The 25004-nt window shown below is 62.9% G+C and carries 19 protein-coding genes; 4 read left to right on the plus strand and 15 right to left on the minus strand.

Going from position 1 to position 25004, the window contains the following annotated elements; genetic code table 11:
- Positions 1–5: 5 nt before the first annotated feature.
- Positions 6–653, minus strand: coding sequence for a GntR family transcriptional regulator (locus tag VT84_RS18790; protein WP_082840588.1), 648 nt, complete (start codon positions 651–653; stop codon positions 6–8).
- Between the two features lie 196 nt (positions 654–849).
- On the opposite strand from VT84_RS18790, the gene VT84_RS18795 reads away from it, so the two are divergent.
- Positions 850–4035, plus strand: coding sequence for an efflux RND transporter permease subunit (locus VT84_RS18795; RefSeq protein ID WP_082840589.1), 3186 nt, complete (start codon positions 850–852; stop codon positions 4033–4035).
- A complete protein-coding gene (locus tag VT84_RS18800) occupies positions 4032–5276 on the plus strand; it encodes an efflux RND transporter periplasmic adaptor subunit (protein WP_082840590.1) in 1245 nt (414 codons plus the stop codon). The genes VT84_RS18795 and VT84_RS18800 overlap by 4 nt, the downstream gene beginning before the upstream one ends.
- 53 nt (positions 5277–5329) lie before the next feature.
- On the opposite strand, the gene VT84_RS18805 is transcribed toward VT84_RS18800, so the two are convergent.
- The 4 genes from VT84_RS18805 to VT84_RS18820 all read right to left on the minus strand — a co-directional run bounded on the left by VT84_RS18805 (position 5330) and on the right by VT84_RS18820 (position 8822).
- A complete protein-coding gene (locus VT84_RS18805; RefSeq protein WP_082840591.1) occupies positions 5330–6481 on the minus strand; it encodes a Gfo/Idh/MocA family protein in 1152 nt (383 codons plus the stop codon).
- A 63-nt stretch (positions 6482–6544) separates the two neighbouring features.
- On the minus strand, positions 6545–6979 hold the full coding sequence (locus VT84_RS18810) for a GxxExxY protein (protein ID WP_082840592.1): 435 nt from the start codon (positions 6977–6979) through the stop codon (positions 6545–6547).
- 110 nt (positions 6980–7089) lie between these two features.
- Positions 7090–7977 (minus strand): serine hydrolase, encoded by an 888-nt coding sequence (locus VT84_RS18815; RefSeq protein WP_082840593.1) that lies wholly within the window; start codon positions 7975–7977, stop codon positions 7090–7092.
- Positions 7978–8075: 98 nt separating this feature from the next.
- Entirely contained in the window at positions 8076–8822 is a 747-nt protein-coding gene (locus VT84_RS18820; RefSeq protein ID WP_082840594.1) for a gamma-glutamyl-gamma-aminobutyrate hydrolase family protein, read from the minus strand.
- A gap of 582 nt (positions 8823–9404) precedes the next feature.
- Here VT84_RS18820 and VT84_RS18825 point away from each other — a divergent pair.
- Entirely contained in the window at positions 9405–10736 is a 1332-nt protein-coding gene (locus VT84_RS18825; RefSeq protein WP_082840595.1) for an OprO/OprP family phosphate-selective porin, read from the plus strand.
- Between the two features lie 74 nt (positions 10737–10810).
- Here VT84_RS18825 and VT84_RS18830 read toward each other — a convergent pair whose 3' ends face one another.
- From VT84_RS18830 to VT84_RS18875, 10 genes are all read right to left on the minus strand, one after another.
- Positions 10811–12010 carry an acetyl-CoA carboxylase biotin carboxylase subunit family protein gene (locus VT84_RS18830; protein WP_082840596.1) on the minus strand — a complete coding sequence of 400 codons (1200 nt, stop codon included), beginning with the start codon at positions 12008–12010 and terminating at the stop codon, positions 10811–10813.
- 91 nt (positions 12011–12101) lie between these two features.
- Positions 12102–13484 carry a carboxymuconolactone decarboxylase family protein gene (locus tag VT84_RS18835; protein WP_082840597.1) on the minus strand — a complete coding sequence of 461 codons (1383 nt, stop codon included), beginning with the start codon at positions 13482–13484 and terminating at the stop codon, positions 12102–12104.
- A 51-nt stretch (positions 13485–13535) separates the two neighbouring features.
- Positions 13536–13907 carry a hypothetical protein gene (locus VT84_RS18840; protein ID WP_052554453.1) on the minus strand — a complete coding sequence of 124 codons (372 nt, stop codon included), beginning with the start codon at positions 13905–13907 and terminating at the stop codon, positions 13536–13538.
- Between the two features lie 61 nt (positions 13908–13968).
- Positions 13969–14934 (minus strand): DUF1559 domain-containing protein, encoded by a 966-nt coding sequence (locus VT84_RS18845; protein WP_082840598.1) that lies wholly within the window; start codon positions 14932–14934, stop codon positions 13969–13971.
- A gap of 105 nt (positions 14935–15039) precedes the next feature.
- On the minus strand, positions 15040–16323 hold the full coding sequence (locus VT84_RS18850) for a carboxymuconolactone decarboxylase family protein (RefSeq protein ID WP_082840599.1): 1284 nt from the start codon (positions 16321–16323) through the stop codon (positions 15040–15042).
- Positions 16320–16706 carry a hypothetical protein gene (locus VT84_RS18855; protein ID WP_082840600.1) on the minus strand — a complete coding sequence of 129 codons (387 nt, stop codon included), beginning with the start codon at positions 16704–16706 and terminating at the stop codon, positions 16320–16322. Before VT84_RS18855 ends, VT84_RS18850 begins: the two co-directional genes overlap by 4 nt.
- Before the next feature lie 20 nt (positions 16707–16726).
- Positions 16727–17698, minus strand: a complete 972-nt coding sequence (locus tag VT84_RS18860) for a DUF1559 domain-containing protein (RefSeq protein ID WP_082840601.1) — start codon at positions 17696–17698, stop codon at positions 16727–16729.
- Positions 17699–18443: 745 nt separating this feature from the next.
- Entirely contained in the window at positions 18444–18908 is a 465-nt protein-coding gene (locus VT84_RS18865; RefSeq protein ID WP_082840602.1) for a response regulator, read from the minus strand.
- Positions 18909–19017: 109 nt separating this feature from the next.
- Complete coding sequence (locus VT84_RS18870; RefSeq protein ID WP_082840603.1) at positions 19018–20469, minus strand: DUF1501 domain-containing protein; 1452 nt, start codon at positions 20467–20469, stop codon at positions 19018–19020.
- A 45-nt stretch (positions 20470–20514) separates the two neighbouring features.
- Positions 20515–23502, minus strand: a complete 2988-nt coding sequence (locus VT84_RS18875; protein WP_162271769.1) for a PSD1 and planctomycete cytochrome C domain-containing protein — start codon at positions 23500–23502, stop codon at positions 20515–20517.
- A 392-nt stretch (positions 23503–23894) separates the two neighbouring features.
- Between VT84_RS18875 and VT84_RS18880 the strand changes: the two genes are divergently transcribed.
- Positions 23895–24986 carry a transaldolase family protein gene (locus VT84_RS18880; RefSeq protein ID WP_082840605.1) on the plus strand — a complete coding sequence of 364 codons (1092 nt, stop codon included), beginning with the start codon at positions 23895–23897 and terminating at the stop codon, positions 24984–24986.
- The last annotated feature ends 18 nt before the right edge of the window (positions 24987–25004 follow it).

The raw sequence follows: 25004 nt of genomic DNA on the forward strand, positions 1-25004 counted from the left end.
CTTCCCTATGCGCCGCTCACGGGAGTTGGTTCTGCCGGAGGTGCAAAGGCTTCTGCGTGCTCCCGGAGGAGTTGACCGGCCGCAACGCCGTCACCGCGTTCCAGAGCCGCGAGAATCCGAGCGTAAGACGTTTCGGCCACTTTACGATTAATCTCGCCCCATCCGAGCCGGATGCGTACCCACGTCTCGAACGCAAGTGATTCCCACAGCCGAAGAAGCGTTGCGTTCCCGGAGGCCGCGACGATCATTCGGTGGAGCGTATAAACGTGGGCGGCTTGGTCCGGGTAGTCCTTCGCGTCCGCCGCTCGGAGAATGCACGCGACCTCGGCACGCAGCTCATCAACGCCGTTCACGAACGCCGCAGCAGCCGTTGTCGCGGCCGCCTGTTCTAATAATCCGCGTGCGGCATATGCTTCGCGAATCTCCGGTACACCCACAATCCGGACCCGTGTGCCACGATGGGGCGTGGTTTCTACCAGATGGGTCGCTTCTAATTCGCGCAGCGCTTCGCGGACCGACCCCTGACTCGTGCCCAATTCCCGCGCAATTTGAAGCTCAATGAGCCGCTCGCCCGGCTGGTAGTGACCGGCCAGAATGCGCTCCGTCAAGGTTCGGCGAACCTGGTCCCGAACGCTCGCCTTTTTCACGGCCATCGCGCGAACCTCGGAGAGTAGGTCGTTGAGGTATTATTCGTGCCACGCAGCCTTTCCGCCAGCAAGCCGAATCACGAATTATCAATTATCGATAATTTCTGACAGCCCACTGAGCCGGGCTGGTATCCCTTAACCGAACGGGTTCATTCGCGTTTGTTGCTTCGTTGCGAGTGACCCGTGATTGAGGGGCCGGGAGATGTGGATCGTAAGGCTCGCCCTTGATCGGCCGTACACATTCATCGTCACGTCCCTTCTCATTCTCGTGGTCGGGGTGGTGGCCATCCGCAAGATGCCCGTGGACAACTTCCCGGACATCGACATCCCGGTCGTGACGGTCGTCTACCTCTACCCCGGGATGCCGCCGGACGACGTGGAGAAGCGCATTCTGCTCGTGACCGAGCGGGTGCTCACCGCGTCGGTGAACGACATCGAGCACATGGAGAGTCAGGCGTACACCGGCACCGGAGTGATCCGCATTTACTTCCAGCCGAATGCCAAGATCGAAGCCGCCACCGCACAAGTCACCGCGACCTGTCAGACCGTTCTGAGCAACATGCCGCCCGGCACGACGCCGCCGTACATCGTCCGGTATAGCGCGACGAGCGTACCGGTTGCCCAGATCGCGGTTTCGAGCGACACGCTGACGGAAGCCGAACTGTACGACTTCGCGGCCAACTTCATCATTCAGCGCCTCGGTACCGTGCAAGGCGCGCGGGTGCCGCAGCCCTACGGTGGCAAGCCGCGCCAGATCATGGTGGACCTCCAGCCGGACCAACTCTACGCACGCGGACTGTCCGCGGCCGACGTCAGTGCGGCGGTGAACGCCCAGAACCTCATTCTCCCGGCTGGAACCGCGAAGATCGGTGACACCGACTTCAACATCAAGGTGAACAGCAGCCCGGAAGTCGTGGATGCGTTCAACCAAATTCCGGTGAAGACGGTGAACGGCGCACCGGTCTACCTGCGCGACGTGGCTCAAGTACGGGACGGGTACGCGGTCCAAACGAACGTGGTCCGGCGCGACGGGAAGCGGGCGGTGCTGCTGCCGATCCTCAAGAGCGAGGGGGCATCTACACTGGATGTCGTGACCCGCGTGCGCGCGGCACTGCCGGGTATTCAGGCGCAACTGCCACCGGAACTGAAACTGGAAATTCTCTTCGACCAGTCGGTGTTCGTCCGCGAATCGGTGGACGGGGTGTTGAAAGAAGGTGCGATCGCAGCGGGGTTGACCGCGATCCTGATCCTGGTCTTCCTCGGGTCGTGGCGCTCGACGCTCATCATCATCATCTCGATTCCGCTGTCGGTTCTGTGCTCGATCGTCACGCTGTGGGCGTTCGGCGAGACGCTCAACGTGATGACACTCGGCGGGCTGGCTCTGGCGGTCGGTATCCTGGTCGACGACGCGACGGTCGAAATCGAAAACGTTCACCGCAACCTCGGGATGCGGAAGCCGCTGCGCGAGGCCATTCTCGACGGTGCGGCCCAAATCGCGGTACCGGCCCTCGTCTCGACGCTGTCGATCTGCATCGTGTTCGTCCCGGTCGTGTTCCTCACGGGTCCGGCCGCGTACCTGTTCATCCCGCTCGCGCTGGCCGTGATCTTCGCCATGCTCGCGAGCTATTTCCTATCGCGGACGCTCGTACCGACGCTGATGCTGTTCCTGCTGGGCAGCGAGGCCGACCAGTACGCGAGTGGGCACCACGAATCGGGCGGATTCTTCGGGCGGCTGCACGCCCGGTTCGAGCACACGTTCGAGTGGGTGCGTCAGGCGTACCGCGGGCTGTTGGACTGGACCCTCGCCAACCGCGGGATCACGGTCGTGGTCATGCTAGCGTTCGCGGCCGGGTCGTTCGCGCTCATCCCGTTCATCGGGCGGGACTTCTTCCCGACGGTCGACGCGGGCCAGATCCGGCTCCACGTTCGGGCGCCGGTCGGGACGCGCATTGAGGAAACGGAACGCATATTCGGGCAGATCGAAGATGTGATTCGCAAAGAAGTGCCGGACGAGGAACGCGACTCGATCATCGACAACATGGGCGTGTCGCCGTTCTACACGAACACGGCGTACATCAACAACGAACTCGTCAGCGTCTACGACGGCGAGATCCTGGTTTCGCTCAAGCACGACCACAAGCCCACGGCGGAACACATCCGTCGGTTGCGCCACGAGCTGCCAAAGCGGTTCCCGGGCTGCACGTTCGACTTCCTGCCGGCCGACGTGACCGGGCAGGTGCTCACGTTCGGTAAGTCGGCGCCGATCAACGTCCAGGTGGTGGGCGTTCGGCGCGAAGAGAATCTCGCGGTCGCCAAGCGACTCCGGGAGCGGCTCGCGCGCATTCCTGGTGTGGTGGATGTCCGCATGCGGCAAATTCCCGACGCACCGGAACTGCGTATCGACGTAGACCGGGTAATGGCGAGCGGGCTGAACGTGACACAGCAAGAAGCCGCGCGGTCGCTGCTCGTGTCGCTGAGTTCGTCGTTCCAGGGCACTCCGAACTTCTGGGTGAGCCCCAAGAACGGCGTGAACTATCGCGTCGCGGTTCAAACTCCGCAGGGGAAGATCGACTCCGTCGATGCCCTCCTCAGTACGCCGGTCACGACCTCCGGTGGGATCGGCCAACCGCAACTGTTAACCAACCTGGCTTCGCTGCGGCGCTCGGAATCGGCCGGTCTGATTAGCCACTACAACGTGCAGACTGTTTACGAAGTGTGCGCGACCGTTCAGGACCGCGACCTCGGTGGCGCGGCGAGTGAGATCCGCTCGCTGGTCGAGGAGACACGCGGAACGCTGCCGAAGGGGAGCACGATCGCGATCCGCGGGCAGATCGAGAGCATGGACGAATCGTTCGCGGGCCTCGGCTTCGGGCTTCTGTTCGCGGTGCTGTTGGTGTACCTGCTCATGGTCGTCAACTTCCAATCGTGGATCGACCCGTTCATCATCCTCACCGCCCTTCCGGGTGCGGCTGGCGGCATCCTCTGGGCGCTGTTCAGCACGGGAACCACGGTCAGCGTCCCGGCACTGATGGGCGGGATCATGACCGTCGGCGTGGCGACCGCGAACAGCATCCTGATGGTGACGTTCGCCAACGAGCAGCGTGCCGCGGGTCTGGACGGTCGCAGTGCCGCCCTCGCCGCCGGTTCCACTCGTCTACGACCCGTGCTCATGACCGCGATGGCGATGATCGTCGGGATGCTGCCAATGTCCCTGGGCCACGGCGAGGGCGGCGAACAAAACGCTCCGCTCGGCCGGGCCGTAATCGGCGGGTTGAGCATCGCAACAATGTACACACTGTTTTTCGTGCCCGTCATGTACAGCCTGCTTCGCCGCCGGTCGAGCGACGCGGCGAGCCCTGATGCCAGCCCCGAAAGGAGCCAGTCATGAGTGTGACACCCTCAGCGCATTCCGCGCACCATGAAGGACCAGAGGCCGCACCGGCGCGACCGTCCTTCTTCCGACTGGCTTTCCTGGCCGTACTCGCTCTCGCCACACTGGGCGCGCTCGGGGTTGCCGGTGTGCGGGCGCGAAACAAGCAACAGACCGACCGCACCGAAACCGCGGAAGCGGCTCGTGCGGACCGGCCGCGTGTACTCACGGTGACCGCCGAGCGTGCTCCGGCGCGGGTCGAGCAAGTACTTCCCGGAACCGCGTCGCCGTTCCGCGAGACGGCGGTTTACGCCCGAACAAGCGGGTACCTCCGCCGGTGGCTGGTGGACAAAGGCGATACGGTGAGAGAGGGACAGTTACTCGCCGAAATCGAGACGCCGGAAGTCAACGCACAGTTGCTTCAGGCGCGAGCGGCCGTCGCCGAAGCGACCGCGACGCGGGACCGAAACCGGGCCAGCGCCGAACTCGCTCGCTTAAACCTGGTCCGCGTTCGGCAAACGTTCGAGACGGGCGTCGGTTCGCGCCAGGAGATGGACGAAGCGGACGCGGCTCTGAAGGTGGCGGAAGCCACGATTCGGCTGTCCGAGGCCAACATCCGAGCGGGCGAAGCGAACGTGAAGCGGCTGGAAGACCTCCAGCAGTTCCAGAAGGTCGTTGCCCCGTTCAGTGGAGTCATCACGGCCCGGAACTACGACCCCGGAGCGCTCGTCGTCGCCGACAGTTCTTCCGGACCCGAAATGTTCCACATCTCTCAAACCGAGACACTGCGCGTGCAAGTGGACGTGCCCCAAACGTTCGCCACGTCCGTTCACCCCGGCCAGCCGGCGCCCGTATCGCGGCGCGAGGAACCAGGCCGGGAATACAAGGGAGCTGTGGCCCGGTCGACGAACTCCGTGAACGTGCAAACTCGCACTCTACGGGTAGAAGTCGATGTTCCGAACAAGGACCACGCCCTGCTGCCGGGCATGTACCTACAAGTGAAGTTTCAGTTAGATGCGCCGGCGAAGGTGATCCGCGTACCCGGGGCCGCCGTCGTCACTCGTGCTGAAGGTACGAAAGTAGCCGTCGTCGAATCGAACGGCCGGATCGGGTACCGCACGGTGAAAGTGGGCCGCGACTACGGCACCATCGTTGAAATCACCGAAGGATTGACTGGCGGAGAGAAACTCGTCGTGCGCCCCGGCGACGACCTCGCGGAAGGAACAGAAGTCGACCCCGTGACCGCGACCGAACGCTAACCCAAGCATCTGCCACGCCCGGGGAGCGTCGCTCCCCGGGCGCTTCAAGTAACTTACCCCTTCGGCACGTCCACCCACTTCTGACTCTTGGCCGAATCGAGGATCGCGTCCAGCACGCACTGCGTTTCGAGCGCGTCCTTGAACGTCGGACCTTGCGGCTTCCCGGTCTCGAGGCCCTGGATGAAGTCCGCGACTTGGTGCGTGAAGCTCGAGTCGTAGCCGATCGCCAGCCCCGGCACCCACCAGTTCTGCATGTACGGGTGATCGCCACCGTTGTCGGTGACGTGGATGCTCGACCAACCGCGGAGCTTCCCTTCCACCTTGTAGTCGAAGATCTGCAGCCGGTGCAGGTCGTGGAGATCCCAGAACAGCGACATGTCTTCGCCGTTGATCTCGAACGTGTACAGCGCCTTGTGCCCGCGCGCGTACCGGGTGCTCTCGAAGTTCGCCAGCGAGCCGTTCTCGTAGCGCCCCATGAACGTGCAGGCGTCGTCGATGCCGACCTTCTCGACCTTCCCGGTCAGGTTGTGCATCCGCTCCTTCACGAACGTTTCGGTCATCGCGCACACGCTGTCGAGCCGGCCGTTCAGCCAGAGGCTCGTGTCGATGCAGTGCGCCAGGAGGTCGCCGCTGACGCCGCTGCCGGCCACGGCCGCGTCGAGCCGCCACAACCCCTGCCCGCCTTGCGGGAGGTCGGACTTGATCGTCCAGTCCTGGAGGAACTTCGCGCGGTAGTGGAAGATCCGACCCAGGCGCCCCTCGTCGATGAGCTTCTTCGCGAGCGTAACCGCGGGGATGCGGCGGTAGTTGTACCACACCATGTTCGGCACGCCGGCCTTCTCGACCGCCGCGACCATCTCGCGGCCCTCCGGCACGTTCATCGCGAGCGGCTTCTCGCACAGGATCGCCTTACCCGCCGCGGCCGCGGCAAGGGCGATCTCCTTGTGCATGTTGTTCGGCGTGCAGATGTCGACGACGTCGATGTCCTTGCGCTCGATCAGCTTCCGCCAGTCGGTTTCGGTGGACTCGTAGCCCCACTGGTTCGCGAACGCCTTGATCTTCTCGGCGTCGCGTGCGCAGGCGGCTTTCAGCACCACTTCGTGCTGCGAGGGGAAGAACTGACCCACCTGCTTGTACGCATTCGAGTGGGCACGGCCCATGAACCCGTACCCGATCATGCCCACGCGAAGCTGTTTCTTGGCCATTTGGAGAGACCTCAAGGAAAACAGAGACAGAGCCACGGATTAACACAGAAAACACGGATCAGATCAAGCAGATTCGATCTTCGGCCGCAACCGCTTGCGCTCGTTGTCGAACACCAGGCGCTTGAACCGCGGTTTCGGCCCAAAGTTGAGCAGCATTCCTACTTCGGCGGGCGAGGCTTTCAGATAGTTCAGTAGTTGCGAATTATGAGCGGGGTCTAACTCGTCCGCGGCCTTCAATTCGAGGATCGCGGCACGTTCCACAAAGATATCGGCGAAGAAATCTCCGACGAGGTGACCGCGGAAAAAGACGGGTAAGTGAACCTGAGTTTCGGCCCTCAATCCCGCATCGGCGAGCGCGTGCAGCATCGCTTTGTGGTACACGCTTTCCAGAAACCCGAACCCCAATTCGTTGTACACCTCGTAAAAAACGCCGATGATTTTCTCAGTGATCTCGCCGTGTCGGAGCTCACCGCGCGGGGCGTAATCGGTCGCATTCATATGGCTGATCCAAATGAATCTCTTCTGATCCGTGGTTTTCCGCGTTCATCCGTGGCGTTCGCGCTTTTGATTTCTCTTCTCTGATCCGTGTTTTCTGCGTTCATCCGTGGCTATTTCTTCTCTTCCTTCTTCTCCCCGTAGTGTTCGTAGACCTCCTTGGCGATCTTCCCGATTAGCACTTGGGCCGCGTTATCGGCTACCCAGCGCTTGTCGTCGTTTCCGTCGGTCAGCACGCACAGCGCGACGGGGCCGGACTTCAGGTACACGATGCCGGCGTCGGTTTTGGAAGCGTTCACGGAGCCGGTCTTGTGGGCAACGACCGTGCCCGCCGGCAAATAGCGGGTCATCTTCTCTTTGTCGTCGCACGCCTTCAGGTGGCCGAGCATCTCCTTACAGGCTTCCGGCGACGCGACTTTGCCCGCTTCGATCAGTTCGAGGAGTTGCACCATTTCCTTTGCCGTGGTGCTGCCGAGGCCGTACTTGTCGGTGCGCGCCTTATCGATGCTCGTGGTACTCCCCTTGAACACCTTGGCGTGAACCTTCGTGTTCTTGAACCCGAGTTTCTCCATGCGCGTGTTGGTCGAAGGGATGCCGATCTGGTCGAGCACCATGTTGGTCGCGGTGTTGTCGGAGTACACGATCATCAGCCGCACCGCGTCCTTGAGCGGGAACGTGGCGCCGTCGCTGAAGTGCGAAGTGAGGATGCCGCTGCCGCCCACCTTGTCGTCTTTCGTGAGAGTAAGCTTGGTATCGAGCTTCACCTTGCCCTCTTGAGCCTGCCAGTACGTTTCCACCATTACGGGCAGTTTGATGAGGCTCGCGGTGGGCATCGCCTCGTCCGCGTTGAGATAGAACTCCTCACCGGTCTTTAAGTGCTTCACCGCGACCGCGACTTTTCCCTTGTGGTCCTTCGCGAGCGGTGCGATGCGGCTTTCGAGATCGGCGGCGGATGCGGGTGCGGCAAAAAGCATGGTGGCAGCGAGTGTAACCAGACGCATGGAAGCTCCAAAAATGCAACGAGCCGCGACCGCAAAAGAGCGGTCACGGCCCACGAAATCCTACCGCGAGGGAGCGATCGCGGCTCGTCAAAATCGGCTCACGCGGCGCTGGCGGCGTTAGCAAACGTGGTGAACAGTCGCTTCATCCCGGGCTGCGTTTCGGTCAGCTCCTCCGGGTGCCACTGCACCGCGACGAGGTACTGATCGTCCCGACCCTCAACGCCTTCGATAATGCCGTCCGGCGCGAACGCGGTCGCCGCCAGTCGCGGTGCGAGGTCTTTGATCGCCTGGTGGTGCATGCTGTTCACTGGCACCACACCGTCGCCCAGGATGTGTCCCAGGCGCGAACCGGCCTTCACCGTGATGTCGTGCGCGAGATACTTGCGGCTCGGTTGCTCGGGCGTGGGGAAGAAGTCGTGTTTGAGTGCAGCGGGTACCTGCGCGCTCACGTCCTGGTACAGCGTCCCACCGCAGGTGACGTTCAGAATCTGAATACCGCGGCACACCGCGAGTACGGGAAGTTGCCGATTCAGTGCGTGCTGAAGGAGCGCGATCTCAACTGCGTCGCGGTCCGGATCGATGGTACCGCACAGTTCCGTTTTGGGTTCACCGTAACGTGTGGGATCGACGTCAACCCCGCCCGTAATGAACACACCATCGAGCCGGTCGAAGATTTCCTGGAGCGTGTCCGGGTCGTGGGGGATGAGTGGGATCACCCACGGCACCGCCCCGACCTTGCGCAGTTCTTCGATGTAGCTTCGCCCCATCAACCAACACGGCTGCCGCTCACCCGGCTTACCGGGGAGTGTTTGCGTGGCGATTCCGATTACCGGTCGACGGGACATAACGAGGCTCTCCAACACAAGCAAGCGCGCGGGGCTGCGCGAGAGGAGAGGAATGAGTACATGATATCAGATGGGTAAAGAGCCTGTCCAGAATATGAATGCCCGTAATGGAGTATAGGCCTGAAATTTGGGTAATTGGACACTGTCCCGGTAAGAGTCCGGAAACCATCGTTCACTACGATTGCACCGCGTGTGCCGGTGGTAAGGGCGAACTTCGTTCTACACGAAATATTCATCCGGAAACGGCTCAAGATCGCCGATATTCCCCGGACCCAACTGCCCAACGCGACACACGAGCGAGACGATCATGCGATTGCCCGTCCCCCTCTTCCGACTGCGCTACGGAACCCGTGCGGTTCTCTGCGCGCTCTTGGGAACGGCAACGGCAACGGCCCAAGATTTTCCTCCGAGCACACCAAGTGTCGGGATACCCACCCCGGGAGTAACCGCCCTGCCACTCCGCCCAGCGGACGGTCCCGCGCTGCCCGTATCCCCCACGCCACCCGCACTCGGAACGAGCGTCGCCCCCCAACGGGTACTCCTCCCCCAACAGTAGGGGGCGCTGCGCCCGCGGGCGATCCGATGCAGACACTCGACGCCCTCCGCGCGCCGCCACCGGCCCCGACGAGTGCTCCGCCTTCTAGTAACACCCCGCTCAGCGATTTCTGGCGGAACGGGCTGCGGTTCGAGTCCGCGGACAAAGCCTTTTCGCTGGCCGTGGGCGGCCGCGTGCAGTTCGACGCGGTGAGCTACCTCACGACGACGGCGATGCGGCGCAACGTCCCGGGGAACAACCCGCTCGAAGACGGCGTATCGTTCCGCCGGTTCCGCTTCGACGTGGGCGGTACGATCTACAAGAACATCGAGTTTTACGCGCAGATCGACTTCGTCAACGGGTTCGTGACGTCCGTCGCGGACAACCGGCAGTCCAACGTGCCAGCCCCGACCGACTTGTGGGTGACGTACAAGGATCTGCCGTGGGTCGGCAACATCCGCGTCGGTAACCAGAAACAACTGTACTCGTTCGAGCACCTCACGAGCAGCCGGTTCCTGACCTTCCTGGAACGGTCGCTCGGCTTCGATGCGTTCGCCGAAGGGTTCAACAACGGCTTCTCGCCCGGTATCACGGTGTTCGACACCTTCGCAGAGAAGCGCGGTACTTGGGGCGTGGGCGTGTTCAAGAACACTCGCAGCGCGTTCGCGTACAACGTCGGGCGGAACGAAACGGAAGTGAACGGGCGCGTCACGTACCTGCCGATTTACGAGGACGACGGGAAGCTCCTCGTACACGTCGGCCTCGGTGCAGCGGCGCGCGATCTCGACCAGGACCAAGCCCGGTTCCGCGCCCGCCTGGACGCCCGCAACAGCCCCAGTGCGTTCTCCCCGCTCGTGGCCGATACGGGACTGTTCTTCGGGAACCACCAGCAGATCCTCGTCCCCGAACTGGTGGCCGTAATGGGGTCGTGGTCGTTCCAGAGCGAATACTATGCGAGCTGGGTCGGTCACGCCCAGGCGGTCGGCGCGAACAATCAGCGGTTGGCCGATCAGGGGACGGTCTTCATGCAGTCGGCTTACGGCGAAGTGGCTTACTTCCTGACCGGCGAGCACCGCGAGTACAACCGCGAAACTGGTACGTTCACGCGCGTGTCGCCGAAAACCCCGGTCACCTGGACGCGGTCCGGGTTCACCGGGTGCGGCGCGTGGCAGGTCGCCGCGCGCTACACGTACCTGGACCTGAACGACAAGGTTGTTCGCGGGGGCCAGATCCACGACATGACGCTGGGGCTGAACTGGTTCCTCAACCCGAACATGAAGATCCAGTCCAACTATTTCCTGACGGCGCGGAACGCCGTCGGCGGCGCGGGCGACGGCCTGATCCACGGGTTCGCGGTGCGCACCGCGATCGATTTCTGATCCCACCTCGAATTACTTGCAGCGCCGTGCGGGGAGGGGCATACTGCCCCTCCCCGCACGGCGCTTTTACGTTTCTAAATCGAGACTTTATCCGAGGCCGGTAGCACCGCGTGGAAGTCGCGCGTAATGCGATCCATGTATTGCGTGAGCAGTTCCTCGACGCGCTGAGGGGTGTCGGCCGAGACGACGAACCCGATGTGGTTCTTTGTCGTCATCCGGTACACGATCTCCGGGTCGGTGAAGCCGGACGTGTCCGGCCACTCCTGGCGCGCGAGCGAGATTACTACGCCCCCGAATCGCTGCATTAACGGCGGAACCACATACGATTGCGTCCCGCGACACGTCTCCAACTTCGCCCATTCGGACCAGAGGTTCACACCGGTCGCGTGCTCGACCATTTCCGCCGTGTTCGCGCCCCCGACTCGGGCGCTCGTTTCGATGAAGTAATACTGTCCGTCCGCGTGCGCCTTCATGAACTCGGTGTGTGACGCGCCCCACCCCAGCCCGAAGCCCTCTAAAACTTGCGCGTTGGCACGTTTCAACTCGTCCACTTCCGGGCGCTCGCGCGGCACCGTGCGGGTCGCGTACACGCCGCCGCCCTGATACACATCGAGCAACGGGCGCCAGTAAGCGTTGACCTCCGCGAAAACCACGCGCCCGTCCGCACAGAGCGAATCGACGTGGAACAGGTCGCCGGGCACCATTTGCTCGATCAGACAGAACGATTGGTCGTCGCCCAGTTCATCAATGCGCTTCCAGACCTCGTCGGCTGTTTTCAGTTTGCGGATTCCGGCAGCGGACGCTTCAGAACGCGGTTTGATGAGCCACGGCCCCGGTACGCGGGCGAGGAACGCCCGAACATCGCCGTGATTGAAGATCGGGCAGAAGTCTGGAATGCGAACGCCGATCTCGCGGGCCTTCGTGCGCATCGCGAGCTTATCGCGGAAGAAGCGCGCGACCGATTCCCCGTGCCCAGTGTCCGTCATCCGGAAGTGCTCGCGCAGGTGCGCGCCCACTTCGACATCGAAATCGTCCAGCGCCACGATACGGTCGATCTTGCGTGCCCGGTTGAGGTACGCGACCGCGTTGATGAGCGCGCGCCGGTCGTGGAAGTTGCCGACCGCGAACACCTCATCGCAGGCATGTCGCGCCCACGGCTCTTTGAGAGCGGACTCAACCGTGAGCAGGTAAACCGTACACCCTTCGGCCTTGAGGCGCTCCAGGAACCGGTTGCCCTTGAAGTACGACGCGAGTGCGAGGACGGTGATTGACATGACACCCAGAATACGGCTCCTCGCGCGGCCTGTCACCCAGAAGAACGAGTGACCGCCGGCGCGCGGAACCGGTCCGCGCGCCGGGGCGTTCTTACTTCTCCAACTGGAGCCCGGCGGACTCGGTGATGCGGTCGAAGGACGCGCGAGTGGTCACGTAGCTGATGAGCTGCACCACGTCGCGCGGGCCGACCAGCTTCACCGCCGCGGCCACGTCATCGTCCGTCAGCACGACCGGCGACGCGGCCAGTTTCTTCGCGAGCGTGAACTGCGCACGTTCGGCCGGCGTGTAGTCCTTCCACTCGCCGTCGAGCTTGTAAATCTGGTCTTCCGATTGGCCGAGCGCGATCAAGCGCTTCTTCGCCTGCCCGGTCGCGTACCACGCGCGGTCCTGGCGCGCGATGATCCAGGACACCTGGGCCTTGAGGAGCGGCTTCAGGTCGCCCTTCTCGTCCGCGCTCACCTGGCTCGCGACCCGGGCCTTACCCTGGACCGGGAACGTCGCGAGCAGCCGGACCCATTGCGGCACGTCGCCCTTCGGGAAGTCGTCCGGCACGATCGCACGGGCCTTGTCCTGGTCCACCAGCGGGAGCCGGGGCTTGCGGGCACGGGCCTTTTCGAGTTCCTTCTCCACCACATCACGCGGTTCCAGTTCGGGCCGGCGGCAAATCGTCTGGCGCGTGGGTTCGCCGGTCTTCGCGTCGATCGTGAGCGGCGCGACCTTCGTCACGAGGGTCTTGTTCTTCTCCGCGGTCGGGGTGAGGTAAGTGTGCTTCGCGGTCGGGTCGGCCGGTTCCTTGCCGCCGAAGCCGCCACCGCCCTGCGATTGCGGCACGCCCGCGCCCTCTTTCCACCGGTTGATGGCGTTGTTGCCCGCCATCGAGAGGATCATTTCCAGGATCTCCGCGTCCTTGTAGTGCTTCCGCAACCCGTCGATGTCCGCGTCGTTGAGCCGGTTCGGTTCGTAGGTAAACTTCCGCGCGAACGCGAACGCGGCTTGCTGGGCCTCGGTGAAGCTCTTCCAGTCACCGTCGAGGGCCGCGATCTCGTCTTCCTTCTGCCCGGCGCGGAGCAGCTTGCTCTCCTGGTGCCCCTGGCAGTACTGGCAGTTGTTGGTGCGGCACACGATCCAGAACAGTTGCACCTTGAAGGTGTTGTCCAGCGTGGCCTCGGTACCCGCGGGGCCGAAGCTGAAGCCGCTGCCACCGCGCCCGTCGCCGCTGTTGGGCATGTAGTGGTAGCGGAGCCGGCCCTCGTAGCCCTGCCCGCGGTCGCCGAGCTTCTTCTTGTCTTCCTCGGTCAGTTCCGGGAGCGGGATGCGCGGCTTGCGGAGCTTCATGTCTTCGAGGTACTGCTTCATCTCCGGGCGCGTGAGCGGGATGGGCAGCGGCGCGTCCGTCGGCTTGGGATCGGCCGCGAACACGGAGTCGAACGGGACGAAGATCAGTCCCGTTAAAAGTGCGAGCGCGAAACGCATTGTCGGTTCCTCGGGGTAAAAGAGAGGGAGGAGGTCGTCAATGATCCGGGGCTATTCGTTGCGAACCACAACAGTCGCCGACCCGATGCCGACGGTGTAATTCACCTTCTTTTCCTGGGTCCGGCCGTCGCTGCGGGTCAGAGAGAGTTTCACGGTCAGGACCAGATCCACACCGGCCCGACCGTCCTCGTCGGCGATCTCGTAACTGGTCAACTTGCTCCCGGCGCTCCAGTCCGGATCGCGAGCGGTAACGGACGGGGAGCCGTTCTTCAGTTCTTCGACGGTGCCGCCCTGTTTCCAGGTGTCCAGCACCCGTTTCATTACCTCGCGCCCCTTCGCGGAATCGGTTTGGGGCGGGAGCGACGAATCACATCCCATTGCGGCGATGCAAACGATCGCCGGGACCAGCAGGATCGAGCGCATGGGAACTCGTAGTTGAGAGTGACGGCCCGCGCCCCGAGCTTCGGGGCGCGGGAGAAGTGTGTTAGTAGTTACTGATGACTTCGCCCAAACCGCGGCTGCCCAGCGCCCGCCAAGTGACGAGGCTGATGTTGCTGCTGACCGAACGGACCGAACCGTCGCACAGAAGAACGTTCACGCCGTTGGTGTGCGCGCTACCGGCCAGCGTCGCGACGCGCCCGCTCGGTTTCTTGCAGGACCGCTTGTTCGGCAGGTTCGTGTGGTAGTACGAAGAGTCCGAGTGCGAGCCCTGGAGCCACTCCTGACCGATGTCGGAGTTCGCCTGCCGCGAGAGGTCGGTGATGTCCAGCGAGTCGCAACTGGTGTTCCACCAGTCCGGGTTGTTCGGGTAGTCGTTCAGGAGGAACGTGTCGGACCGCTCCGACACCGTCGCGTTGCTCCAGTCGCCCTTCAGTTTCTCGCTCATCGCCGCAGTGTTCGACGTCCCGTCGGTGATGTCCGTGAGCTTCACAGTGCTGTTGTCCCAGAACGGGCCGTCAGCCGGCTGCATCCCGTAGTTGGACTTGCTCGGATCGGTGTCCGGGATGCCACTGTACAGGATGTTGTAGCCCTGGTTGAACCGGTAGTTGGTCCCGGCCGAACCCGCCGGCACCATGCTCTGCGGGTCAGACGGGCAGAGCAGGATCTTGATCTCGGCCACGCGAGCCGCATTGTTAGCAGCGTTGCTGGCCTTCACGCTGAAGTTAATCAAGTTGTAAACGTTCTGCTGTTCGATGTACGGGAGCAAGTAGGCCATCCCCGAGAAGCCGTTCGAGTCCTTGCCCGGGGGCAGCGCACCACGAGCGTCGTGGTGGCTGTGCAGGGCCAGTCCGAGTTGCTTGAGGTTGTTCTGGCACTTCATGCGCGCGGCAGCCTCGCGCACCTTCTGGACCGCGGGGAGCAGCAAACCAATTAAAATCGCAATAATCGCAATAACGACGAGGAGTTCGATCAGAGTGAACCCTGATTTACGAGAGATTGAGCGATTCATGTTCCGTTCCCGAATGAGTTTATGATCGATATGAGACCCATAACCTGAAGTCCCGGTGCGCGGATCATCCGCACACCGGTCAAGAATCACACCAGCAAGAACGACTCACTTGTCCAACGGGAGCCCAGCGACTTCTGTCACGCGATCGAAGAACGCCGCGTTGCACGTGTGGTAGAAGATCTCCGCTACTTCCGCGTCCTTGAACGACTTGCGGCACCGTTCGACCATCTCGTCGGTCACCTTCCACGGGGCCACGGTGAGCGTCTCGGCCAGTACGAGCGCGGCCTGTTCCGCTTCGGGCAGATCCTTGCGATCGCCGTCGAGCTTCCAGATGTCGTTTTCGCTCACACCAGCCTTTTTGAGCCGTTCGCGGGCGATCGCGAGGGCGTACCACGCGCGATCGTTGCGCGCGGCTACCCACGCAATTTCGGCCTTCAGCTTCGCGCTGAGGGCGCCCTTCTCCATCCCCGCACGCAGCCCCTCGACGCGCCCCTTCGTGGACTTCGGGAACGTGGCGAGCAGCGCGGCCCAGTTGGGAGCCGCGCCGTTGGTCCACACTTCGGCCGTTGCTTTCGCATCAGCCAGTGGGAGCGTCGCAGTGCGCTTTTCCTTCCAGATCGCCTCGACCTTGTCGCGCGCTTCGAGCGGCGGGCGCGCGGCCAGTTTGACCGGCGCGACCGTGGTGGTCTGCTTGGCGTACTTGTCCGAGGTCGGGGTCTTGAAGGTGCTGAAATCGGCCCGGATGTCGTCCTTCTTGAACCGCGCGCCGTCGGTCTCGGCCGGAATGTTCAGCCCGTCGGTCCAGCGGTTCGTCGAGTTGTACCCGGCGACCGTGACGAGGATCTCCGCGACTTGCGTCGCGGTGTAGTGCTTTTTGAGCGCCTCAACGTCGGCCGCGGTGACGAGGTGCGGTGTGTGTGTGAGTTTCCGGGTGAACTCATACGCGGCCCGCTCCTTCGGGGTCGCCTCGCGCCAGTCGCCATCGAGCGCGGCGATATCGTTGTCGCTCACCCCCGCCCCGAGGAGCTTGTACTCCTGGTGGCCGAGACAGTAGTAGCAGTTGTTCGCCCGGGACGCGATCCAGAACAGCTTCACCTTGAAGGTGTTGTCCAGGGTCATCGCCGGGTCCGCGTCGCGCCCGGGAGTCGTTCCTGCGGGGCGGGTTTCACGGAGTTCGGCCGGCAGGTAGTAGGCCCGGAACGCACCGTTGTTAACGCGCGCGAGCGGATTCGTCGGGTCGGCCGGGGGCATCGGCAGCCGCGGAGTCGCCTTCTTGTGCTTCTCCAGGAGTGCCTTTTCCTCGTCGCGGGTTAGGCCGACGGGCTTGGACGTTTCTGGTGGTTCGGCCCCGGGCGCTGAGAGAGCGAGCGCGAGCGTGAGAGTCATCATGGCTGACGGTCCTCGCGTGTGACTGCGAATTTGGGTTCGGTAACGACGGCGTAGGCGACCTTTTTCGGGGGCCGCGTGGTCCCGGACTTGTCCTGCATGGTTAGCGTGACGACGTAGCTGTAGCCGGTCCCACTCTCGCGCGGATCGCCCTCGATCTTATAACTGAGCAATTTGGTCCCGCGGTTCAGATCGTCGTCGAGGAACTGGACCGGCGGTGAGGCCGCGGAAAGTTCCTGGAACGTCTTACCGGCCGCCCACCCGTCGAGCGCCGCGGTGAGTGCGGTGCGGGACGATTCGGGCGTAGCGGCCATCGGGAGCGCTTGAGAACCACCGCACCCGGACGAGCCGAGTGCGGCGATCAGCAGAATCGCGTACTTGCGCATGGTCTGATCCTTTGGATGGGTCACTGGTTGGCGAGCACTTCGCCCCCGGCCATCGAACCCATCCCGCGCCAGGTCGCGAGCTGAATCGAGTTGTTCACGAACCGGACCGACCCGTCGCACATGGCGAGGTTCACACCGTTGGTGTGCGTGCTGCGGGCCGCGGTGCCGATGCGCCCACCCGGATACATGCAGGACCGCGAGTTCGGCGGGCCGACGTGGAAATAAACCGTCGTGGAGTGGTACCCATAGATCCACGGGGCGCCGGTGTTGTACATCCCGTTGTACTGTGCGTTTTGGTAGCCCACCGATTCGCACATCTGAACCGCTTCGTCCGCGTTCGCCGGGTACAGGCCCACCGACTGCCCGAGCCGCTGCGTGTTGTGCGGGGAGAACGCGCCGGCGTTGAAGCTGCCCACCGGGTGCTCGCTGACCATCGCGGTGTTGCTGGTGCCGTCCGTGATGGCCGTGATCTTGGTCGCGCTGTTGACGAAGAACGGGCCGTTCGGGGTCGGGAACCCGTAGTTCGTGTTCGACGGGTCGGTGGACGGCAGGCCCCAGAGGATACCGCTGCCCTGGTTCACGCGGTAGTTGTTCTGCGCCCACGCGGCCGGCACAGAACTGCCCGAGTCGGACGGGCAGACGAAGGTCTTGATCTTCGTGGCCGCGGCAGTCGCGTTGGCCGCGTTGTCATACGGAAGAGTGAAATTAATCAGCTTGTAGACGTTGTCCTGCTCGATGTAGGGCAGGATGTAAGCGTGGGCCGAGAAGTTGTTGTTGTCCCGGGCCGCGGGGAGCTTATTGACCGCATCGTGGTACGAGTGCAGTGCGATGGCCATTTGCTTGAGGTTGTTCGAGCACTGCATGCGCGCGGCGGCCTCGCGCACCTTCTGAACCGCCGGGAGGAGCAAACCGATAAGAATCGCGATAATGGCAATTACGACCAGCAGTTCGATCAGTGTAAAACCGGCCCTACGAGAGAATGAGCGCAACATAATGGAGACTCTGTCAGAGTAAATGAAGAAGAACAATCGACACGTGAGTACGCAACCCGGCAGCCGGGCGCGCGGAGAGGCTTCCAAGTCAGAAAGGGAACGTTTGCCGTAAACGCGAACGGGCGAGTGTCCAATGTGCGCGGCCAAACCGATCCGAAATCGGCGCAGCGGCGCGCAATGGGGCAAAGTTGACGGGATTAGCCAAGTCGCGGTGGATGGAAGATCGAGAATGACCGAAGGATAGGTCGCGGAGAAGACGGGTCGCGGTCAAACGATTGATCTGGCGCTCCCCCTTCGGACAGGGAGAAACACTGAACTTGGTCTTTAGCCTGAATCGAAGTCGTTGGCGCCGACGACACCGGGAACGAATCACGCAACGGAGCGCCGGAACAATTCGGCCCCTGGCACGGACACGGTGCCGGTACCGAATCGGATCGTTCGGCGGGCACGGCTTGTGAGTTCGAGTTCGATTCGAGAAGTGGCGAGAATCCCCCCGACGAATGCCCCCCACACCGGGCTTCGGCCCGGTTCGGAGACAGGCAGGCGAGCGCGATCAGCGCAATGCCCCACCCGCAACGGCGGAGGAGAAAGGGAGAGATCATCGTCTTCTTGCGAGAATTACTTGCACCGCAAATCTAGCCAGAACCCGGACGAGATACAACTAGAAATTCGTCTACGCCTCCAATTCTCTGGTTGCGATCCCTTCCTGACCTGTCGGAGTTCCCGGCTATTTGCTCCGTATTGCTCAGGCGTCCGGGCGCCCGCGATCGGCGAATGTGCGGAGGACCGCGTACAGCTCGTTCGGCGGCAGCGGTTTGGCGAAGTGCAAGTCGAATCCGGCGTCGGCCATTCGCTCCAACGAGTTGTAGTCCCCCAGAGCGGTCAGCGCGACCAGGAGCTGGGACTCACTACCGGGCCGGTTTCGGAGCCGGCGCGCCAGCTCGCACCCGTCGATCCGCGGCATGGAGATGTCGAGTACGCAGACTTGGGGATTGAACTGCTCGACTCGCGCGAGTGCGGTCGCGGCGTCGTGAGCTACGAGCACCTCGCACCCGACCATTTCGAGGATGGTGCCGAGTGAATCGGCCGCGTCGACGTTATCGTCGACGCAAAGAACGCGCAAACCGGGTGGGGGAAGTGCAGCGTCTTCGACAGTGTTTGCAGCGAGAGCGGGGACTATCGTGGAACCGGTCGAGGTGGAAATGCTCATCTCTGATCGATCCGAGGTAAGCGGGCGCCCGTTCGGGCCAGTTCACCCGCGCCGAATGCCGGCACGGGACGGAACCACGAACGAAGCAACCCGCGCGCCGACAAGCGCCTCACGCGATCAGATCCTTGATAACGTGCTGCTCCTCCACACCCGTGAGCCGCTGATCGAGCCCCTGGAACTTGTAGGTAAACTTCGAGTGATCGATCCCCATCAGGTGCAGAACGGTCGCGTTGATGTCGTTCACGTGAGCGGGCTTCTCGGTCACGTTGTAGCTAAAGTCGTCCGTTTCGCCGTAGACTTGCCCGCCCTTGATCCCGCCTCCGGCGAGCCACATGCAGAAGTTCCGCGGGTGGTGATCGCGACCGTAGTTCGTCTTCGACAGCCCACCCTGACTGTACACCGTGCGCCCGAACTCGCCGCCGCACACCACGAGGGTGCTGTCGAGCAACCCCTTCTGCTTCAGGTCCGCGAGCAGTGCGGCCGTTGGTTGGTCCGTGTCCTTGCACTGCGCGCGGATCTCGCCGGGCAAATTACCGTGCTGGTCCCAGCCGCGGTGAAGGATCTGCACCGCGCGCACCCCACGTTCCACCAGTCGGCGTGCGAGCAGCGCGCTGGCCGCGAACGAACCGGGCTTCTTCACGTCCGGGCCGTACATTTCGAGCGTCTTTGCCGGCTCCTTCGAGAGATCGGTGAGGTCGGGTACGCTCGTTTGCATCCGGAACGCCATCTCGTAGGCGGACGTCCGCGTCAACGTTTCCGGATCGCCGTACTTGTCGAAACTCTTCTTGTTTAGCGAGCCGAGCGTGTCAAGCATCGCGCGGCGGCTCGCTTCGCTGACGCCGTCGGGGTTCTGCACATAAAGAACCGGGTCGCCCACACTCCGAAGCGCGACGCCGCTGTAACGGCCGGGGAGGAACCCGCTGGCCCACATGCGCGAGAACAGCGCTTGCGCCGCAGCGCCCGAACTCCAGTACGGCGTGAATACCACGAACGCGGGGAGGTCGTTACTCTCACTCCCCAGCCCGTAAGAGAGCCACGAGCCGATGCTCGGCTTCCCCGGCACTTCGCTCCCGGTCATCACGAACGTGCAAGCCGGATCGTGGTTGATCGCGTTCGTGTGAACGGACTTCACGAGCGCGATCTCGTCGACCCACTTGGCAGTGTGAGGGAGTAGCTCACTTGCCCACATCCCGCACTTTCCGTGCTGGGAAAACTTGAACAGCGAAGGTGCCACCGGCAGGCGCGCCTGCCCGCTGGTCATGGTGGTGATGCGCTGGCCCTTGCGGACGCTTTCCGGCAAGTCCTTGTCGAAATGCTCGACGAGCTTAGGCTTGTAGTCCCACGTATCGAGCTGGCTCGGTCCACCGTTCAGGTGGAGATAAATGACGGCTTTGGCCTTCGGCGCGTGGTGCGGGTACCCGGGAAGCGGCGGGTGAACGGGAGCAACCGCCTTCGGAGCACCACTCGCGCGGTTCCCCGCGAGTAGCGCCATCGCCAGCCCGCCGATCTGTAACCCAGAGGTACCGAAGAACTGCCGGCGCGTAAGGTCGAGAGGGTGCATTCGAGTTCTCTTTGTTTTGTGAGGCGGACAGCGACGGCGCACCGACTAATTCCGTGTGACGGCTTCGTCCAAGTTCAGCACGAGGTTCGCGATCATCGTCCACGCAGCCGTGTCCGCGTCCAACGCGATGCCCTTCGGTTTCGATTCGCCCGCGAACACGACCTTCTTGGCCAGTTCCGGCTTCGCCGCGAACAACTCGCGTTGCGTAGTGAATGCCTCGACGACGAGTTTGAGTTCGTCCGCGTCCGGCTTGCGGCTCAGCACGGTTCGATAGAGGAACGCGACGCGATCCTCGGTCGTTTTCCCGCCTTCGGCCAGTGCCAGTTCCGCGAGCGCGCGGGCGGCCTCGAAGTGCTGCACGTCGTTCATCAGTTGCAGTGCCTGGAGCGGCGTATTGGTGCGATCGCGCCCGGCACAGAGTTGTTCGCGGTTGGTCGCGTCGAAGTTCGTGAGGAACGGCGCTGGAGCGGTGCGCTTGATGAAGACGTAGAGGCTGCGCCGGTAGAGCGCTTCGCCGTGATCTTGGAGGTAGTAGCGCGTGTTGCTGTCCGCGTAGCCGACCGGCTCCCAGATGTTCGGTGGCTGGTACGGGTTCACCCCGCGCCCGCCCATCTGGTTGCTCATCAGCCCGCTCACGAACAGTGCGTTGTCGCGGAGTTGCTCGGCGTCGAGTCGGAACCGCGGTCCGCGTGACAGGAACCGGTTCGCCGGGTCTTTCGCACGCACTTCAGCGGATTGACTCGCGTCGCGCTTGAACGCCTCGGTCATCACCAGGAGCTTCACAAGTTTCTTGGTGTCCCAGTGGGACGCATATTCACTCGCGAGCCAGTCGAGCAATTCCGGGTGGCTCGGCGGTTCGCCCTGTGAACCGAAATCGGAACTCGTCTTCACGAGTCCGGTACCAAAGAACTGCTGCCACAACCGATTCGCTGCGACACGGGCCGTGAGTGGATTTTCGGGAGCCGTGATCCAGTTGGCGAGATCGAGGCGGGTCGCGCGCTTCTTGGGATCGGCCGGTTTGAGCGGCGGGAGCACATTCGGGACACCGGGGACGACCTTATCGCCCTTTTTGTCGTACTGACCGCGGAGCATCACGAACGAGTCACGCGGTACGGGCAGATCACGGAACACCATCGTGCCCGGAATCGCGTCGGCCGCGATGAAGTGCTCCGCCCGCGCCTTTTCCCATTCCGCACGGCGCAGGTTCAGTTCCTCCGTGGCGGGGCGCGCGACGTGAGCGAGGTAAAACGCTCGGAGTTTGGCCGCGTCCGTTTCCGCGTGCGGCTTCGACGGACCGTTGACCGCGATCGTTTTCAGGTCCGCGGGGAGTTCGGGGGGAGCCTTCCCGTTCAGCGACTTCCACCACACCTGGAACGACGCCAGCACATCGGTAGACGGAACGCTCTGTCCCTTAAAGGCCACCGCGTCCCAATAAACGACCCCGCTGTGCTCCTGGAGCGTGAGCGAGGAGACGGATTGCCCCTCTTTTAGCCCGAGATCAGCGAGAGACACACTCAACTTCGCCCACTCGCCCGCCTTCGGGAGCGCTCCGAGTCGCGTTCCGAGGCTCCCAGGAGTGGATTCGTTCCCCCACCAGAGTTTCTTGCCGCCCGAAAGCTGTAACGTGATCGCGTGAGGCGGTTGCTTCGGGTCGATGTAAACCCAGGCTTCCAGAGTCGCGGCCCCGGGCACTCGGATCGCACTGCGGAACTGAATCACGTCCTCATGAAAGAACGTGTTCGCTTGCCGCAGCACTCGGCGCCCGGAGTGCGCCCGGAACGGCGGGTCGGTCACCCAATCGGCCGAATTACGGGTCGTGTTCCGGTTCGTTGCGCCGGGCGGGAATGCGTCATCAAACAGAACGTCGCGTACCTCAACGGGCTTCGCAGAAGCAGTTGTTGCAGGATCGGCGTATTTCACGGATCCTGCGACCTTTTCCAGCGCGACGCGGGCATCCTGCTCCGCTTTCGCTGCCGCTTCGAGCGCGGTCTTTTGGGTCGGAGTCGGCACTTTTACGAACGGTCCGGTTGTGCTGACGTTGCTGTCGAGCGCGGGGTCGGCCCCGGAGTAGAAGAACGCATAGAGCGAGTAGTATTCCTTCGTCGAAATCGGATCGAACTTGTGGTCATGACAGACCGCACACCCGGCCGTGAGCCCGAGGAACGCCTGCGTCGCGGTCGTGGCTCGATCGACCGCGTTGCGGTACAGCCACTCTTCATCGATCGAACCGCCCTCCCCCGTCGTCACGTTGCACCGGCTAAACCCGGTCGCGGTGAGTTGGTCGTTCGTCGGGTTCGGGAGCAGATCGCCCGCGAGTTGATAAACGGTGAACTTGTCGAACGGCAGGTTCTCGTTGAACGCCTTGACCACCCAGTCGCGGTACTTCCACATCAGCCGTTCGTTGTCGAGGTGCAGCCCGTGCGTGTCGGCGTACCGGGCCACATCGAGCCAGTGGCGCGCCATCTCCTCGCCGAACCGCGGCGATGCGAGGTAGCGGTCCACCATCTTCTCGTAAGCGTTCGGGGCCTTGTCCGCGAGGAACTCGTCCAGTTCCTTGACCGTGGGCGGCAACCCGGTTAGCGCGAACGACACACGGCGGATCAGCGTCTCGCGGTTCGCTTCCGGAGTCGGCTTCAGCCCCTCTTTCCGGAGCCGGTTGAGAAGGAACGCATCGATCGGGTTGCGACCCTCGGGCGCCTTCGGGCGCTGAATCGTTTCAAACGACCAGTGTTTCTGGTACTTCGCCCCCTGTGCGATCCAGAGACGCAGCGTCTCTTTTTGGGCGGCGCTGAGCTTCTTGTTAGTGTGCGGGGGCGGCATCACGCTTTCGGCGTCGTCGGTCATGATGCGAGCCCAGACCTCACTTTTCTTCAAATCGCCGGGCTTGATCGGGAACGTGCCCTCGCGCGCGGCGAATGCGTCTTCGGGGACGTCTAGCCGCAATTTGGCCTTGCGCGATTTAGGATCGAACCCGTGGCACGCGAAACACGCATCTGAGAGAATCGGTCGCACGTCGCGGTTGAACTCGATCACGCGCTCGGGCGCCGGAGCCTTGGAAGAACCTCTCCCCCCAGCCCCCTCCCCTAAAAAGGGAGGGGGAAAAATACCAACGTTGGTGCTTCCAATCCCTCCCTTTTGAGGGGTAATCGGGGCGGGTTCTGCGCCGCGCACAGCAACGAGGCACAATAGAAGCGCGATCAGTGACAAGTATTTCATGGTCGCGAATGTCGGAAGAGGGCGCACCGGTGGTGGGAAGTTGATGGAAACAGTTTCTGGGGCGGTTGTCAATAAAGATCGAGTCGAGATGTTGTTCCGGTGGCGTCGGCGCGGACGGGTCCGCGCGGTTGGGTTCCCCCAAATCACCCCTTCTTCGCCCGGGCGTTATTCTTAAGATTGCCTCCGACAAACCCTCCCGGAGACCTCACATGACGCCGTTACAGTCACTCGCCGCCACCGGCACCAAATTGTGGCTCGATTCCGTCGACCCGGAACTGATTAAGCTGAACCGGTCGCAGGGCGCCACGGGCGCGACCTCGAACCCGATCATCATCGCCGGGCTGCTCGAAGACAAGAAGAACCTGGACGCGGGCAAGCCCGGCCGCTTCGATGCGGACATGAAGACGTTCTTCGACCAGGGCCTCGACGACGAGGCCGTCGCGTGGGCCATGACCGACAAACTGGTGAAGCAGGCGCAGGACGTCTTCACCGACGTGTGGGCCAGCACCAACGGGGACGACGGCTGGGTGAGCTTCGAGCTGGACCCGCTGCTCGAAGATAAGGCCCAGACGAAGAACACCGCGGAGCGGACGGAAGAGTACATCCGCCTCGGGAAGAAGTGGGCCACTGGGCACACGAACCGCATGATTAAGGTTCCCGCCACGCCGGGCGGTTTGGGGGCGATCGAAGAACTGGTCGCGTCTGGAGTTGCGGTCAACATCACGCTGATTTTCAGCGAGCGTCAGTACAAACTCGCTCAACAGGCCGCGTGGCGCGGGGTCCAGCGCCGCAGCGACAAGCAGAACGTGAAGACCGTGTACAGCATCTTCGTGAGCCGCGTGGACGTGTACACCGAAGATCACGTTTCGAGCCTCTCGCCCGCGGCGCAGGGCCAGGTCGGGATTGTGAACGCCAAGCGCATCTGGAAGATGAACAAGGACTTCTGGGCCGACAAGGGCCTGGCCCGGAAGCAAGAATTGATCTTCGCCAGCACCGGCGCGAAGAAGACCCCGAAGAACCCCAACCCGGACCCGGTGAAGTACGTCGCCGCGTTCGCCGGGTCGGACATCGAAACGAACCCGCCTGAAACCAACGACGCCGTCGCGAAGACCAACCCGCCGCACGTGTTCACCCGGCAAGTCGACCAGATGCCGCCGGCCGAAGTGCTGGCCGACATCGACGCGAAGGTCGACAACGCGAAGATGGAAGAAACGCTGATGTCTGAGGGTTTGGCCAAGTTCGCCGACCCGCACAAGAAGCTGATCGAGCTGATCGGTAAGAAGCGCGCCGCGCTGAAGTAATCGTGTGCAAACGATAAC

It is taken from the genome of Gemmata sp. SH-PL17 (assembly GCF_001610855.1).
Lineage (GTDB): Bacteria > Planctomycetota > Planctomycetia > Gemmatales > Gemmataceae > Gemmata > Gemmata massiliana.